At 36.2% G+C, this 14,654-nt stretch carries 19 protein-coding genes; 12 read left to right on the top strand and 7 right to left on the bottom strand.

Features of this window, described 5'->3' with window-relative positions:
* Nucleotides 1–136 precede the first annotated feature (136 nt).
* Nucleotides 137–373, bottom strand: coding sequence for a T9SS type A sorting domain-containing protein (locus BLT30_RS03860; protein WP_262488079.1), 237 nt, complete (start codon nt 371–373; stop codon nt 137–139).
* Between BLT30_RS03860 and BLT30_RS03855 the strand changes: the two genes are divergently transcribed.
* From BLT30_RS03855 to lnt, 5 genes are all read left to right on the top strand, one after another.
* Nucleotides 354–926, top strand: coding sequence for a CopD family protein (locus tag BLT30_RS03855; protein ID WP_089871559.1), 573 nt, complete (start codon nt 354–356; stop codon nt 924–926). The two genes, BLT30_RS03860 and BLT30_RS03855, sit on opposite strands and share 20 nt — an antisense overlap.
* A gap of 82 nt (nt 927–1,008) precedes the next feature.
* Nucleotides 1,009–1,737 carry an ABC transporter permease gene (locus tag BLT30_RS03850; protein WP_089871557.1) on the top strand — a complete coding sequence of 243 codons (729 nt, stop codon included), beginning with the start codon at nt 1,009–1,011 and terminating at the stop codon, nt 1,735–1,737.
* 187 nt (nt 1,738–1,924) lie between these two features.
* Complete coding sequence (gene gldG, locus BLT30_RS03845) at nt 1,925–3,583, top strand: gliding motility-associated ABC transporter substrate-binding protein GldG (RefSeq protein ID WP_089871555.1); 1,659 nt, start codon at nt 1,925–1,927, stop codon at nt 3,581–3,583.
* Nucleotides 3,584–3,599: 16 nt separating this feature from the next.
* Nucleotides 3,600–4,208: a hypothetical protein gene (locus BLT30_RS03840; protein WP_089871554.1), complete on the top strand. Its 609-nt coding sequence runs from the start codon at nt 3,600–3,602 to the stop codon at nt 4,206–4,208.
* A 7-nt stretch (nt 4,209–4,215) separates the two neighbouring features.
* Nucleotides 4,216–5,865, top strand: coding sequence for an apolipoprotein N-acyltransferase (lnt, locus tag BLT30_RS03835; RefSeq protein WP_089871552.1), 1,650 nt, complete (start codon nt 4,216–4,218; stop codon nt 5,863–5,865).
* A gap of 80 nt (nt 5,866–5,945) precedes the next feature.
* On the opposite strand, the gene BLT30_RS03830 is transcribed toward lnt, so the two are convergent.
* The 4 genes from BLT30_RS03830 to BLT30_RS03815 all read right to left on the bottom strand — a co-directional run bounded on the left by BLT30_RS03830 (nt 5,946) and on the right by BLT30_RS03815 (nt 7,880).
* Complete coding sequence (locus tag BLT30_RS03830) at nt 5,946–6,503, bottom strand: DinB family protein (protein WP_245707102.1); 558 nt, start codon at nt 6,501–6,503, stop codon at nt 5,946–5,948.
* Between the two features lie 6 nt (nt 6,504–6,509).
* Nucleotides 6,510–6,959 (bottom strand): GNAT family N-acetyltransferase, encoded by a 450-nt coding sequence (locus BLT30_RS03825; RefSeq protein WP_089871550.1) that lies wholly within the window; start codon nt 6,957–6,959, stop codon nt 6,510–6,512.
* Nucleotides 6,949–7,236: a barstar family protein gene (locus BLT30_RS03820; RefSeq protein ID WP_089871548.1), complete on the bottom strand. Its 288-nt coding sequence runs from the start codon at nt 7,234–7,236 to the stop codon at nt 6,949–6,951. The genes BLT30_RS03825 and BLT30_RS03820 overlap by 11 nt, the downstream gene beginning before the upstream one ends.
* Nucleotides 7,237–7,364: 128 nt before the next feature.
* Nucleotides 7,365–7,880, bottom strand: coding sequence for a ribonuclease domain-containing protein (locus BLT30_RS03815; protein ID WP_089871546.1), 516 nt, complete (start codon nt 7,878–7,880; stop codon nt 7,365–7,367).
* A gap of 119 nt (nt 7,881–7,999) precedes the next feature.
* Between BLT30_RS03815 and BLT30_RS03810 the strand changes: the two genes are divergently transcribed.
* From BLT30_RS03810 to BLT30_RS03780, 7 genes are all read left to right on the top strand, one after another.
* On the top strand, nt 8,000–9,139 hold the full coding sequence (locus tag BLT30_RS03810) for an acyl-CoA dehydrogenase family protein (RefSeq protein ID WP_394332190.1): 1,140 nt from the start codon (nt 8,000–8,002) through the stop codon (nt 9,137–9,139).
* 134 nt (nt 9,140–9,273) lie between these two features.
* Nucleotides 9,274–9,741: a pyrophosphohydrolase domain-containing protein gene (locus BLT30_RS03805; RefSeq protein ID WP_089871544.1), complete on the top strand. Its 468-nt coding sequence runs from the start codon at nt 9,274–9,276 to the stop codon at nt 9,739–9,741.
* Between the two features lie 115 nt (nt 9,742–9,856).
* On the top strand, nt 9,857–10,399 hold the full coding sequence (locus BLT30_RS03800) for a TlpA family protein disulfide reductase (protein WP_089871542.1): 543 nt from the start codon (nt 9,857–9,859) through the stop codon (nt 10,397–10,399).
* Nucleotides 10,400–10,481: 82 nt separating this feature from the next.
* Nucleotides 10,482–11,093, top strand: coding sequence for a DUF4230 domain-containing protein (locus BLT30_RS03795; RefSeq protein ID WP_089871540.1), 612 nt, complete (start codon nt 10,482–10,484; stop codon nt 11,091–11,093).
* 13 nt (nt 11,094–11,106) lie between these two features.
* Nucleotides 11,107–11,286: a hypothetical protein gene (locus BLT30_RS03790; protein WP_034672007.1), complete on the top strand. Its 180-nt coding sequence runs from the start codon at nt 11,107–11,109 to the stop codon at nt 11,284–11,286.
* Between the two features lie 225 nt (nt 11,287–11,511).
* Nucleotides 11,512–12,015, top strand: coding sequence for a hypothetical protein (locus tag BLT30_RS03785; RefSeq protein WP_089871538.1), 504 nt, complete (start codon nt 11,512–11,514; stop codon nt 12,013–12,015).
* A 346-nt stretch (nt 12,016–12,361) separates the two neighbouring features.
* On the top strand, nt 12,362–12,859 hold the full coding sequence (locus BLT30_RS03780) for a hypothetical protein (protein WP_089871536.1): 498 nt from the start codon (nt 12,362–12,364) through the stop codon (nt 12,857–12,859).
* A gap of 72 nt (nt 12,860–12,931) precedes the next feature.
* Here the strand turns inward: BLT30_RS03780 and leuB are convergent, their stop codons facing one another.
* Together leuB and leuD are read right to left on the bottom strand one after the other, a co-directional pair.
* Complete coding sequence (leuB, locus tag BLT30_RS03775; protein ID WP_089871534.1) at nt 12,932–14,053, bottom strand: 3-isopropylmalate dehydrogenase; 1,122 nt, start codon at nt 14,051–14,053, stop codon at nt 12,932–12,934.
* On the bottom strand, nt 14,037–14,642 hold the full coding sequence (gene leuD, locus BLT30_RS03770; RefSeq protein WP_089871531.1) for a 3-isopropylmalate dehydratase small subunit: 606 nt from the start codon (nt 14,640–14,642) through the stop codon (nt 14,037–14,039). The genes leuB and leuD overlap by 17 nt, the downstream gene beginning before the upstream one ends.
* Between the last annotated feature and the right edge of the window lie 12 nt (nt 14,643–14,654).

Genomic DNA, 14,654 nt, shown 5'->3' with positions numbered 1-14,654 from the left:
ATTTTTTATTTCTTACAAAAAAAGGGATTTTTTTTCAAATTACATTTTATTATTAAATTTTATTTATGAAATTAATATTCTAAAAAAAAATAACCGAAAGTAATTTTCGACTATTTTTAATTTAATGATTTGTTTTTTATTCTTTGATCAGTTTCTTGTTCAACGTATCTTTTTCTGTTTTGATTATCACCACGTAATTGCCTGTTTTCAATTTTGAAACATCAAATATATTTTTTGAAATAGATGACGCATCAAAATCTTTGATCAATTTCCCGGAAATATCGAAAACTTTCACACGTAAATCATATTTTATCTTCTGCCAATAAGAAGTATCTTTGCAAAAAAGTCTATAGATGCTGTATTCTATAATCAAGGCGATTCACATTATTTTTATGGTAAGTTACTTTGCCGGGATTTTCTATCTCGTGAGATTATTTGTCTATTATAAAGATACCGACGAGTTTGATGAAGTTAAGCAACGGATTCTCAGAAATCAATATGGTTTTATGGCAGTCAGACTTTGGAACATCATTACTGTTCCCGCAGGAATATTGATGTTATTAAGCGGATTGACGATGATCTATCTGAATCCCGGATTGCTGAAAACACCTTGGTTTCATCTGAAACTGACATTTCTCGTAGGACTTGGGATCTACCATTTCTGGTGTTGGAAGCGAGTGAAAGAATTGAAAAACCTCAACGGAAACACACTCTCAATTCCGAATATCAAGCTTCGACAATTCAACGAAATTGCAACCTTTATTTTATTCGCTGTCGTTTTTACAGTAATTCTCAAATATTCCGTTATACAATATTGGTGGCAGTTATTACTCGGATTTTTCGGGATCATTATTCTGATAACTTCGATTGTAAAAATGGTAAATAAGAATAAGAATAAAGATAAAAGAACAAAGAGTAAAGATTGAATACTTCGAGAGCTTCAGCATAAAAAAAGGACTAAACTAAAACTCTTAAAACTCTAACACACTCAAACCCTACAACTCATTTATGATAGCAATATTCAAAAAAGAACTTTGGAATTTTTTCGGAAACTGGAGTGCGTGGCTTATCATCGCCGCTTTCAGTATCATCTCCGCATTATTCCTATTCTTCTTCGAGAACAACTTCAACATTTTCGAGATTGGAAGCGCCACTTTACAAAGTTTCTTTGTGCTTTCGCCTTGGCTTTTTATGTTCATTATTCCGGCCATCAGTATGAGAACTTTGGCTGAGGAAGAACAATCCGGAACACTGTTTTGGCTTTTTTCCCAACCGGTAAAAATCACAGAAGTCGTTGGCGGAAAATTCCTTTCCGTTTGGTTGGTTGGTATTTTATGTCTGCTGCCGTCGCTGGTCTATTATTACACCGTTTACATTTTAGGCGTTCCGGAAGGTAATATTGATGGAAGTATGACTTTCGGAAGTTATATCGGTTTGACAATTCTGATTGCTGCTTTTTCTGCAGTCGGGATCTTAGCATCTTCCTTGTCATCGAATCAAATTATGGCTTATTTATTGGGAGTTTTCCTTTGTTTCATTCTCTATTTTGGGATTGAGCAATTGGCGAGTTACAAATTAATGGGAGGCGCAGATTATATTTTACAGAATATTGGATTTTATCAGCATTTTCTGGCATTCACAAGAGGTCAGGTAGATACAAGAGATGTTTGTTATTTTCTTTTCGTGATATTTTTGGGATTGGGATTGGCAAGCTGGTTTGTCTGGAAAAAGAAGTAAGGAAAGATTCAAGAAAAAAGATGAAAGACTTTCAATTGAAACGTCGAATCTTTGCAGCCCAACTTGAGCAGGACCCTTCGAGAGCCTCAGAGTGACAAATTGGGAGCCCTTCGACAAGCTCAGGATAAACTACAGGCGGAAATAGCTGCCAAAAAAATAAATTATAAAAATTCATTCTAATAGAAAAATGAATAAAAAAAATAAAATCATTTTGCTAATTGTAGCCATTGTCCTAATCATTGGGATGAGCGGCATCATTTATAAACGCTTCGATTTGACAGCGGAAAAACGCTACACACTTTCTGATTCCACAATCAAGGTTTTGGAAAATGTAAAAAAACCGATGACTATTGAAGTTTATCTTGAAGGCGATTTTCCAGCTTCTTTTAAACAGCTCTCGAACGAAACCAAATTTATGCTGGACGAGTTCCGAAAAATCAATCCGAAAATCGATTACAAATTCCGTGACCCGATCGCTGAGAAAATTCCGCAGGATACGTTGAAAGGAATGGGAATGCAGCCTTCGATTCTTCCGGATATGAAAGACGGAAAAATCTCGGAAATCGTGATGTTTCCTTATGCTGCAATCAAGTATAACGGTTACGGAACCTCGGTTCCATTGATTGTTCAACAATCCGGAATTGATGCAGCAACGCAATTGAGCAAATCGATTGAAAACCTAGAATATAACTTCGCTTCCACAATCAAAGGAATGACGGAAGAAACGGCGAAGAATATTGGTTTCTTGGTTAATCAACAAGAATTAGGTCCGGATGAATTTCGTGGATTTTTGGATTTGGCAATGGAGAATTACAATATTGGGCCAATCATTCCGGAAAACAAAACCGAATTATCTTTGGCCGACGTTCCAAAACTAAAACAAATGGATGCTGTTGTCATCGCAAAACCAAGAAAAGCGTTTACTGATAACGAAAAAGTGATTCTTGACCAATATATTATGAACGGAGGAAAAACACTTTGGATGATTGATGCAGTCAATGCTGAAATGGACACACTTTTCCAAGCCAAGAAAATTATGGCTTACCCGATTGACCTTAATCTGACAGATTTTATGTTCAATTATGGACTAAGAATTACTCCGGCTCTCACCAAGGATATGAAAAAATCGGCATTGGTAAGAATCGTTTCAGGTGAAGTTGCCGGTAACCCACAGTACAGCAGTTTCCTTTGGCCATATTTTCCTTTAGGAATCGCAGAAACTAAAAATCCGATTACGAAGAACATCAACCCTGTAAAATTCGAATTTCCAACTTCGATTGATACATTGGGAAGACCAAATATCAAGACCAAAGTCCTGTTCGAATCCAGCGAAAGAACAACGAGCAAAACTGTTCCGAATTATGTTGCACTTTCTGAAATTGTAAGAACAGACAGCATCGGAGAAATGGAACGTCCTACTCCACCGAAGATTTTTGCGGTGGCTCTGGAAGGAAAATTTAAATCCGCTTATGCGACGAGAAGTGAGAAAAATTCTTATCCTGGATTCAAAGCTCAAAGTCCTGAGAATAAAATGCTTGTAATTGCTGACGGTGATATTGCCAGAAATCAAATCTGGAAAGGACAACCGCTTCCTTTGGGAGAAGATTTATTAACCAAAGAACATTATGGAAATGCTCAATTTCTGAGAAATGCTTTGGATTATCTGCTAGACGACAGTAATATAATGGAACTACGAGACAGGACAATTGAAGTAAGATTGCTCGACAGACAGAGAATTGATTCAGAAAAATCCAACTGGCAATGGTTCAATCTTCTTTTGCCTTTGGGAATTTTGGGAGCTTTGGGAGCCGGATTTTATTTCTTGAGAAAGAAGATGTTTTCTTAAAATTTAATTCAAAAAAATGAAAAAACTAATATACTCTTTAATTTCAAGCTTAGCTTTTGCTCAAAATGTAAAAGTAACTTCTAATTATGGAAGTGAAAATCAAGACATTCAGGACTTAATTAATTTTGAAAATATTTTTTTTGATAAACTTAATTTTCAATCCGAAAATCTAAAAGGGAAAACTTACAAAATTGTTCTGGAAGAATTCAAAAAAGGAAAATTAGTGAAAACTTCTGTTCTTTTTGATGGCTCTGAAGCCGACATTTTCAAAATTGATAAAGATAAATTATCTCTAAAATTTGCTTTCAAATTATCCGATGGAAAACTAAAAACGTTCGTCATTGGAAAAACTATTTCCGGACAAGGATTTTATTCCAAGAAATTCTACTCTAAATTACACAATGAAGAAGATGACTATGCACTGAAGAATTTCCTAGGCAGCAAAGAAGATATAAGTTTAGACATCAATAAAAAAAATGCAATTTTTGCTATCATAACGCCAACGATTCACGAAGACGGAACTGGTTCTTACTGTGAAGTTGCTCAATCGGATATTGCTCCTGAGAAATTGGGAGAAAAATTCAAAATCTCTCATTATTTTTTAGTGTCGATAAAATTTAATTAAATCAACAATGAAAAACCTTTTACTAGCTTTGATTTCCGGAGTTTTATTAGCCATTTGCTGGCCGACTTATGGGATTCCGTTTTTTATATTTTTTGCTTGGGTTCCGCTTTTGATGGCAGAACATAACATCACCAAATTCAGTGATATCAAGAAAAAAAGCTTGGCGGTTTTCGGTTTCTCATATCTTACTTTTTTGATTTGGAACTTTGTTACTACAGGCTGGCTATATAATTCGCAATTGCCTGACGGAAGCAAATCTCTTTTGGCAGTTCTGTTTCCTGTTTTGACCAATTCATTTTTTATGGCTTTGGTTTTCTTGGCTTATCATTTTTACAAGAAAAGTCAAGGAACTTATTTTGGATTGGTATTTTTTGTAGCGATTTGGATGTGTTTTGAAAAGCTTCATCTCGTTTGGGAATTCACTTGGCCTTGGCTGAATCTCGGAAATGTGTTTGCAGATTATCATCAGTTTATCCAATGGTATGATACTTTAGGTGCAACAGGAGGAAGTTTTTGGATTTTGGTTTGTAATGTTTTAGTTTTTTACACGATAAGAATTTGGGAAGCTGGAAGACAGAAAAAATCATTGATTAAAAATATTTCATTGTCTGTTGCTTTTATTGGTTTACCTATGATTATTTCTTTGGTTAGATATTACAATTATTCGCCAGAAACTGTTGGTTCAATCAATGTAACTATGCTTCAACCAGCGCTTGACCCTTACAATGAAAAATATCAGAAAGATAGTTTGACGATTGAAAGTGATTTATTGAAACTGGCTGCAGAAAATTCAGTTTTACAGAGCGATAAAAAATCAAAAATCGATTTATATCTTTCGCCCGAAACTTCACTCCCTGGTCCAGGTTCTATCAGCGAAAGAGGTTTTAATAACAGTTTGTTGATTAATAATATCAAGACTTTCCTTACTCAACATCCGAAATCTGTTTTCTCAGGCGGGATTTCCAGCTATTATGTTTATAGAGAAGACGAAGAGAAGCCATCAACAGCAAGTTATCTCGACAGTCAGGGAATCTGGGTGGACGAATATAATTCGGCAATACAAATCATCCCGAATCAACAACCGGAAATCTATCACAAAGCAATGCTGGTTCCTGGTGTGGAAATTTTTCCTTACATCAATTTCTTCAAACCGATTTTAGGAAACGTAATGTTGGATTTAGGTGGAACAACACGTTCTCTTGGAATTTCTACAGAAAGAAAAGTTTTCGCCAATCCTTACAACAAATCTGTGATCGCGCCAATCATTTGCTATGAAAGTATCTATGGAGAATTCGTGACCGGTTATGTCAAAAAAGGTGCTAATCTTCTCACAATCGTGACCAACGATTCCTGGTGGGGATATTCGCAGGGACATAAGCAATTACTGGTCTATGCGAAGCTTCGTGCGATAGAAACCCGACGGGAAATCGCAAGAGCTGCCAACAGCGGAACAAGTGCGCACATCAATTCCCGAGGCGATATTGTGGATGAATTACCTTACGGCGCAAAAGGTGTGTTGACAGCAAAAGTTAATTTGATTGACAAAGAAACATTCTACACCAAAAGTGGGGATTTCCTTTCCAGGCTTTGTCTTTTTGTGATTGGCGCTTTGTTGCTTTTTATTCCGGGGAGGAAGTATTTGAGTAGGAAGAAATAAGTTGGAGAGTTTTAGCGTGGGAGAATTTGAGAGTTACTTTTAAACTCTAACACCCTAAAACTCTCTGACTCTCAAACTACTCAAAGATTCGGCAAATACCTTTCTTTGATAATATTCAGATGATGGAGGTTGTGACCAACGGTTAGTTTCCCAATGGTTTCCACTTTGATGTCATTTCCATTCACAATTCCAATCAATTCAAGTGCTTCTTGAGGAAGATTTTTAAAGAATTTAATTGATAATTTTCTGGTTAATTTGAATTCCTTAATCAAGCTTTTCATAGTTCGATTATCTGCATAAGAATTATCCGCCCAAGCTTCTTCATCAAACCCAGAAACCAAAGACTGATCTTTCCTGGAAAACCTCAAAGCTCTGTAAGCAAAGACTTTTTCAGTATCAATGAGATGCTGCAAAAGTATTTTCAAACTCCATTTTCCTTCTGCGTAAGCATAGTTACCTTGCTCCTCGGAAAGAGATTCATAGATTTCCAAAGTGGCGTCGGAAGCAGTTTTCATCTCTTCAATCCAGTTCTCTGAAGGAACCAGATCAAGATAACGCTGTATATATTTTTCGAATTCTGTCATTATTTTTTTCAAGGTTTTAGGTTCAAGATTCAAGGTTTTCGATTCATCATTCATAACCAATCAATCCATTTCCCATTCATAGAAATTCACTTCATCATATTTCTTGAAACCTGCGCTTGGATACAATTGATTTCCAATCATATTTTCTTTGCCCGTTTCCAGATACATTCCACAGGAATCAGATGTTCTGCAAAGTTGTTTTGCTTCCTCAATCAACGCTTTAGAAAAACCTTTTCCACGAAAACCTGCATTGACATAAAGGTCGTTCAACAACCAATAACGCTTCATTCGTGTGGATGAAAACAAGGGATACAATTGAACAAATCCAACCAATTTTCCTTCATCTTCTACAAGAAATATTTCAGAATCTTTTCTTTCCAATCTTTCGGATAAAAATTGCTGTGCACCAGACAAATCCGATGTTTTGTGATAGAACATTCTGTATTCATCAAACAATTGTGAAAGCTGAACCAAATCTTCCCGAGTCGCTTTTCTGATATTATTCTTCATCTTCGTATTGTTCAAGATAATAACTGAATGTAAAACCTTCCATCTCATCTTCTGCATCTTCCAACGTGGTCAAAAGGTCTTCGAAAAGCTCTAATTGATCTACGCTCATATTCACAAATTCCAGATGAAGTGGCATTTCCAATTCGCCGGAAATCACGTCCGAGAGTGCATCCAGATTATCGCCAAAATATTCCGGCAATTCCAATTTTGATTTCAGTTGTTCGTAAAGATCTTCATAATCGCCAATGTTGGCGAAATCTATATATATTTCTTTCATTTTTCTAATTTTTGTCGGAAGTCGGAAGACCGAGGCCCGAAGTTTTTAATATTGGATCTTAATGTCATTCTGAGCGGAGCCGAAGAACCGAACCTGAAATCTTCCTACCTCTGACCTCAAGCATCTGACTATTTTTTCTCAAAAGTTTTATAATGATTTTTCGTGAGCCAAACGTCGCCATTTTTGGTAAAGACAATTCGGTCTGCATTTCGGTTTCTACAATTGTAGTTGACGTCAGCTTCGTAATACTGTTCGCCTTTTGGTAATTGCTTTTCACGATTACTGAATTTATCGCCTCCAATTGCTTTTCCTTCCAAAACTTCACATAGATTTCCTTTTGACGGAATCCAACCTTTGTTTTTTGCTTCGGATTTTGTGATATAATAATCGGGCAATTTATGATTCGATTTGACGTAAGAAATAACTTTCGTTTCATTCGTCAATTCTTGTATTACATTTCCGTCAGAAGGTTTTTCGGCATCAAACTTAGTTTCAGATCGTGCAACATCCGATCTCTGACTTCTAACTTCCGACGAAATTTCATTTCTCTTCTCGATTTTATAATTCGAGATCAAATACATTACCGAGATTCCGGCAAATGCTCCGATGAGAAAGAAAAACAGGGTTTTCAGTTTTGGATTCATTATGAAAAATTTCTATGCTAAAATAATGAAAACATCGATTCTTACAGAAGAAAAAACAAACTTTAAAAAAAAATTGTGCTTAACCTAATTTTTCTATATTTGGGCACAAAGATAAAAATATGGAAACTGCCACTATGGACAACCTAAAAATGATAGCTGAAACGGCCAAAGATTTTGCCGAAAAAAATATACGCCCAAATATTATGGATTGGGACGAGAGCCAGACTTTCCCAGTGGAATTATTCCACCAATTGGGCGAACTTGGTTTTATGGGAATTGTGATCCCTGAAGAATATGGCGGTTCTGGGCTTGGTTATCAGGAATATGTGACCATTTTGGACGAGATTTCTCAGGTTGACCCTTCTATCGGATTATCCGTGGCTGCACACAATTCACTTTGTACGAATCATATTTATGAATTCGGGAACGAAGAACAGAGAAGAAAATGGCTTCCTCAGTTGGCATCCGGAAAAGTAATCGGAGCCTGGGGATTGACCGAACACAATACAGGTTCTGACTCCGGCGGAATGTCCACAACCGCTGTAAAAGACGGCGATGACTGGATTATCAACGGTGCAAAAAACTTCATCACTCACGCTATTTCCGGAGATATTGCTGTTGTAATGACAAGAACGGGAGAAAAAGGGGCGAAGAATAATTCCACAGCTTTTGTTCTGGAAAAAGGAATGGCTGGTTTTACGTCTGGTAAAAAAGAAAACAAATTGGGAATGCGTGCTTCGGAAACAGCAGAATTGATTTTCGATAACGTTCGTGTCCCGGATTCTCATAGATTGGGAGAAGTTGGAAGTGGTTTCAAACAAGCGATGAAAATTTTGGACGGCGGTCGTATTTCTATTGCTGCATTGAGTTTGGGAATTGCGAGAGGTGCTTACAAAGCGGCTCTTAAATATGCTCAGGAAAGACATCAGTTCGGAAAGTCAATATCTAGCTTCCAAGCTGTTAATTTTATGTTGGTTGATATGGCAACAGAAATTGATGCATCTGAACTATTGATCAGAAGAGCTTCTGACCTTAAAAATGCAAAAGCAAAAATGACGCGTGAAGGTGCAATGGCAAAACTATATGCTTCTGAAGCTTGTGTAAGAATTTCTAATAATGCGGTTCAGATTTTCGGTGGTTATGGCTACACGAAAGATTTCCCAGTAGAGAAATTTTACAGAGATTCAAAACTTTGCACAATTGGCGAAGGAACTTCTGAAATCCAGAGATTGGTGATTGGGAGAGATATCTGTGATTAGAATTCTAATTATTCAATAACAAAAAAGCCATAAGTTCTTTTTAATAATTCTTATGACTTTTGTAGTAAATAAAACTTATAAATGCTGTCTCCTTGGACGGCATTTTTTATATTTGTTAAAATTTTAGAAAAACAATGGAAAAATTAGATAGCCTGAATCAGGTAGCCGAATTTCACAAAACCTTCAACGCACCAATCCTTGATACGCCTCAGATTCCTTCAAAAGAACGTGCAGCTTTGAGAGTCAGTCTTTTACAAGAAGAATTGGATGAGTTGAAAAAAGCCATCGAAGATAATGACCTGGTGGAAGTTGCGGATGCACTTTGCGATTTGCAGTATGTTTTGAGCGGTGCTGTTCTGGAATTTGGTTTGGGAGAAAAATTCGTGGAATTGTTCAATGAAGTTCAGCGCTCTAATATGTCCAAAGCTTGTGATAACGAAGTTCAGGCTCAGGAAACTGTAGAATTCTATAAAGCCAAAGGAACCGATGCTTATTACGAAAAATCCGGCGACAAATACAATGTTCACCGCGTTGCGGACAATAAGGTTCTTAAGAACAAATACTATTCTGCTGCGGATTTGGCAGACATTATCAATAATTAACCACAAAAGGCACAAAAGATCAACTCAAGGCTCACAAATAAAATTATTAAGTTTTAAAATTGTGTTCTTTGTGTAAAACCTTTGTGAACATTGTGTTAAAAAAATAAAAAACATAATGAAAAAAATTTCGATTTTATTAGGAATCATCGCATTGACAAGCATCAATTCCTGTGCAGAAAGAGTAATTGTCAATCGTGAAGTAGAATCCAAGAACGACGGAAAAATGCTGCTTGGAACACAAACGCTTGACCAGTTCCGGAAAGAGCCTTTCAAAACTTGGTTTGATGAGGAATACAATCGTTATCAGATAGACCAATCGAGTTTGGCAGAATTGAAAAAGGAAAAACTGAATTCCTACAATTTGGTCGTTTTCGTTGGAAGCTGGTGCGAGGATAGTCACAGAGAATTTCCGAGATTGATAAAGATTTTGGAAACTTTGAAATACAATACCGACAAAATGCAAATCATCGCCGTGAACCGCAAAAAAGAATCGCCGTCCGGAGAAGAAGGACTTTATAACATCACCAGGGTTCCTACAATCATCGTAAAAAAGTACGGAAAAGAAATCGGGAGAATCACAGAAATGCCGGAAACCGGATATTTGGAAAGGGATTTGCTTAACATCCTGAAAAAAGACAATTCAAGTTTATTTAAATAATTTTAACAGTCTTCGAGAGCCTCAGACTGACAATTCTTTTTAATAAGTTTAGTTTGAATATTGCTGATAAATCATAAAATCAATGAATAAATATACAGGCATACTTTCCTTTATCTTCGGAATCATTTTAACTGTTTTCGTTTTTCTGTCATGGAGAAGCTGCAACAAAAAAGATGAAGCGGCTCTAGTGAATCAAGATTATTTTCTCATTACGAATCAAATCCAGAAAATGAACAAAATGGTGGTTTTGGAGCAGGATTTTTCCAGCTTTCAAACGCACAAAAGTTCTGCAGCCAACATTGCCGGATTTGATATTCTGCCAAGAGAGATGGTACTTTATACGACAGCGAAAGCACAGGTTTCTTATGATTTGAAAAGAATGAAAATCGATGTGGACACTGTTAACAAAAAAGTGATCATTAATGAATTGCCTCAGCCGGAAATCAAGATCTTTCCGGATGTGAAGATTCATTTTATGGATGATTACGCAATCAACAGATTCAGTCAGAAAGACATCAACGGCATTATGGAATCTGCCAAGAAAAATATGGCGAAAAGTGTGGATCAGGAAAGTCTGAAACAACAGAGTAAAAAACAATTGAAAGAAAATCTTAACGAAATTTTTGTTTTGGCAAAGGCCTTGCATTATTCGATAGAAGATAAAACGAATACGTTTCCTTCCATCGAATTATAAAAAAATCACCGTTATGAATCCTGATAAAAAGACCGAAAACAGCAACAGTTCTGAAAATAAAAAGCAGACCGAGGATTTTAAAAATATTCCCGCTGCCTCTGATAAGAAAAATCCACCTGATATTGACAAACAAGACATCGACAAAGGTTCGAAGGTCAACAAAGACGGAAAAACAGATAATACAGAAAAGTAATTTCTTTTAAAAAAAATATCCACCAATCCTTTCAAAATTTGAAAGGATTTTTTATTAAAAACCTACACAAAAATAAACAACTGTTTAATTCTAAAGCGAGAAAAAATTAATCAAATTTGGGTTTGTTTAATAAATTAATGTATATTTAATATTGAAAATCAAACGTTAACAAATTTGGTTTCGCTGTGTTCTTTAAATTCCGTTTCACTTAAAAACATTACAGCTATGTCTTATATTGTAGTAGGGCTTTTCCCGAATCAGATGGAAGCTGATAAAGTCCTTTTAAAATTGGAAAACGCAGGTTACAATGACTACATTCTTTCTCACTCGGATGAGGAAATTTCACAAAATGCAGCCATTGAGAAGAAAAATGGGTTTTGGAATTGGTTATTTGATGATAACCACCTCGATATTGCCCGTTTCGAATACGCAAGTATCGACCACAACACGATCACCGTACATCTGAAAACAGAACAGGACGCACACATCGTGAAAGATATCCTAGACAATAATGGCGCAGTGAATGTTGAAGAAAAAACTAGAGAATATATGTTTGAAAATCATTCTGAGAAATTTCAAAATTTTTCGAATTCTGAAAGTATTAATGCCAAAATCGTTGCAAAAGCAAAAAATAACCTATTCTTTACAAATAACAGAAAACCCCATCATCATCACGAAAAAAGAACTTCTGATGAAATCGATGGATTGGTATTCACAAAATTCAAGTAAAATTATTGGGGTAGCTTAATCTCCACTTTGCCACTCTGAAGCTCTCGAAGAGTCCATTCAGGGCAGGTTGCACGATTCGGCGTTTTAATAATCTGTTACGAACTCAAACGAAAACCTTTCTTAAACAACTGAAAGGTTTTTTTGTGGAAAAAACTTCTGTCGTGCGAAGCGCGCCCCGGCCTGAGTGGAGCTCTTTTTCTTTTTTACTAAAAAGAAAAAAGCGGGAACGGAGGACGGATAAAGGCGCCCAAAATATTAAAATAACGTTAAATTTCTTTGACATCCTGACTGTGACATCATTTTTGTTTAGAAAAAGACAAATGTTTAACACCAAAAAAATATTATTATGTCTTACACTATTATCGGGATTTTCCCAAACGAAACAGAAAGCAGAGATGTGATCACAAAACTGGAAAACGCTGGTTTGTATGAATATACGATTTCAAAGTCTGAAGTTGAAGCGCTTGAAAATATCGATACCGATAGAAAAGCTAATTTTTTTGATTGGTTATTTGACAATGATGTCGTTGAAAAAGACCGCTATGAATACGCAAGCATCGACAGCAATACGATTACGGTTTATACAGAAACAGAAGAGGATGCCAATGCTGCAAAAGCCATCTTAGACGAAAATGGTGCGATAGATGTGGAAGAAAAAACAAGAGATTATTTGGCCAATAGATATCCGGACAGACATAAAGAGTATCCAATTCCAGAATCAACAAGAGCAAGGATCATTGCAAAGGCTAAAAACGATCTGTATTTTACAGATGACAGAAAAATGACAACAACCATCCAAGAAGGAATGACCGATGAGATGGATTCTTTGGGAAATAAAGATTAAAATATATCAAATTATTTTACGAAAAAAGAGCCGAATTTCTTCGGCTCTTTTTATTGGCTTCATATCAATATTTTATACAATTGTGGATTTTCCCAATTGGATATTTTCGTAATTGTAATAAGATTTTTCTGAGAAATGAATATAATCTGCAATGAAATCTCCAACTTCTGATGTCGAGTAATTCTGTTCAGCATTCAAATCCACGGTTACAAACTTGCTTTCGACAGCGTGTTCCACACTTTGACGAAGTTTATCCGCAGCAACATTTAATTTTAGATAATCCAATAGCATTGCGGCACTAAGAATTGAAGCAATCGGATTCGCAATTCCTTTTCCTTTGGCTTGAGGATAAGACCCGTGAATAGGTTCAAAAAGAGCATTATCATCGCCAATAGAAGCTGACGGCAATAATCCGATTGAACCGCCGATAACACTTGCTTCATCCGAGATAATATCACCGAACATATTCTCTGTAAGAATCACATCAAACTGTTTTGGATTAAGAATCATCTGCATCGCTGCATTATCCACAAACATAAAATCTAAAGTAACATCTGGATATTCCAAAGCAATTTCTTTCACGATTTTTCTCCAAAGTCTGGATGTGTCGAGAACGTTCGCTTTGTCAATCAATGTCAGTTTTTTCTTTCTTTTCTGAGCATCTTGGAATGCCAAATGTGTAATTCCAGCTATCTCTTCTTTTGAATATTTGCAAAGGTCGTAGGCGTAATCGCCGTTTTCATCTGTGAATTTTTCTCCGAAATAGATACCACTGATCAACTCACGATAGATTTGAATATCCGTTCCATCCACGATTTCTCTTTTCAAAGGACTTTTTTTGATTAATGAAGCGTAAGTTTTGATTGGTCTGATGTTCGCAAACAATCCTAATTCTTTTCTTAATTTGAGCAAACCTTGTTCGGGACGAACTTTTGCGTCCGGATTATTGTCAAATGCCGGGTCGCCGATTGCTCCGAACAAAACAGCATCAGAATTTTTGCATAATTCCAAAGTCTCGTCCGGCAAAGGATTTCCGGTCTGATAAATCGCCTCTGCTCCCATCACCCCATAATTAAATTCGAAATTATATTGAAAAACCTCACCGATTACTTTCAATATTTTTACACTTTCATTGGTAACCTCCGGACCGATACCGTCGCCTGGCAGAACTGCTATTTTATAACTCTTGCTCATATACTTTTTGTGTTTTTTGTTCAAATGCTTTTATAGCGTCTTTTTTACTTATTAAAAAATCAATATCGTCGTAGCCGTTCATCAGGCATATTTTTTTGTAAGAATCCAACTCGAAATTTTCTGTTTTTTGATTGAAAGAAATCGTTTGTTTCTCTACATCTACAGTAATTTGAGTTGAAGGATTTCCCGTAATCGTTTCCATTAAATCTTTGAGATATTCTTCAGAAACTTTCACTGGAAGCAGTCCGTTGTTAAGCGCATTACCTTTGAAAATATCAGCAAAATAACTTGACACAACCACTTTGAATCCGTAATCTGTCAACGACCAAGCCGCATGTTCTCTGCTGCTTCCACATCCGAAGTTGTTTCCCGCAACCAAGATTTCACCGGAATATTTAGGATTATTCAGAACGAAATCTGGATTTACTTCATTCGTATGAACGTTATACCGCCAGTCTCTGAAAAGATTTTCGCCGAAACCTTCTTTACTGATGCTTTTTAGGAAACGTGCCGGAATAATCTGGTCTGTATCTATATTTTCGCTCGGCAACGGAACGGCCTGAGATTTTATTAAAACTAATTTTTGCATACTACTACTTCA

This window comes from Epilithonimonas hungarica (assembly GCF_900102265.1).
Lineage (GTDB): Bacteria > Bacteroidota > Bacteroidia > Flavobacteriales > Weeksellaceae > Epilithonimonas > Epilithonimonas hungarica.
This window is presented reverse-complemented; position numbering and strand designations above follow the sequence as displayed.

Coding starts and splice junctions, on each gene's coding strand:
- BLT30_RS03805 (WP_089871544.1), top strand. CDS start 9,274: ATGGAAAAATTAGATAGCCTGAATCAGGTAGCCGAATTTCACAAAACC.
- leuB (WP_089871534.1), bottom strand. CDS start 14,053: ATGAGCAAGAGTTATAAAATAGCAGTTCTGCCAGGCGACGGTATCGGT.
- BLT30_RS03825 (WP_089871550.1), bottom strand. CDS start 6,959: ATGAAGAATAATATCAGAAAAGCGACTCGGGAAGATTTGGTTCAGCTT.
- BLT30_RS03830 (WP_245707102.1), bottom strand. CDS start 6,503: ATGAATGATGAATCGAAAACCTTGAATCTTGAACCTAAAACCTTGAAA.
- BLT30_RS03850 (WP_089871557.1), top strand. CDS start 1,009: ATGATAGCAATATTCAAAAAAGAACTTTGGAATTTTTTCGGAAACTGG.
- BLT30_RS03840 (WP_089871554.1), top strand. CDS start 3,600: ATGAAAAAACTAATATACTCTTTAATTTCAAGCTTAGCTTTTGCTCAA.
- BLT30_RS03820 (WP_089871548.1), bottom strand. CDS start 7,236: ATGAAAGAAATATATATAGATTTCGCCAACATTGGCGATTATGAAGAT.
- BLT30_RS03785 (WP_089871538.1), top strand. CDS start 11,512: ATGTCTTATATTGTAGTAGGGCTTTTCCCGAATCAGATGGAAGCTGAT.
- gldG (WP_089871555.1), top strand. CDS start 1,925: ATGAATAAAAAAAATAAAATCATTTTGCTAATTGTAGCCATTGTCCTA.
- leuD (WP_089871531.1), bottom strand. CDS start 14,642: ATGCAAAAATTAGTTTTAATAAAATCTCAGGCCGTTCCGTTGCCGAGC.
- BLT30_RS03800 (WP_089871542.1), top strand. CDS start 9,857: ATGAAAAAAATTTCGATTTTATTAGGAATCATCGCATTGACAAGCATC.
- BLT30_RS03790 (WP_034672007.1), top strand. CDS start 11,107: ATGAATCCTGATAAAAAGACCGAAAACAGCAACAGTTCTGAAAATAAA.
- BLT30_RS03815 (WP_089871546.1), bottom strand. CDS start 7,880: ATGAATCCAAAACTGAAAACCCTGTTTTTCTTTCTCATCGGAGCATTT.
- BLT30_RS03780 (WP_089871536.1), top strand. CDS start 12,362: ATGTCTTACACTATTATCGGGATTTTCCCAAACGAAACAGAAAGCAGA.
- BLT30_RS03810 (WP_394332190.1), top strand. CDS start 8,000: ATGGAAACTGCCACTATGGACAACCTAAAAATGATAGCTGAAACGGCC.
- lnt (WP_089871552.1), top strand. CDS start 4,216: ATGAAAAACCTTTTACTAGCTTTGATTTCCGGAGTTTTATTAGCCATT.
- BLT30_RS03855 (WP_089871559.1), top strand. CDS start 354: ATGCTGTATTCTATAATCAAGGCGATTCACATTATTTTTATGGTAAGT.
- BLT30_RS03795 (WP_089871540.1), top strand. CDS start 10,482: ATGAATAAATATACAGGCATACTTTCCTTTATCTTCGGAATCATTTTA.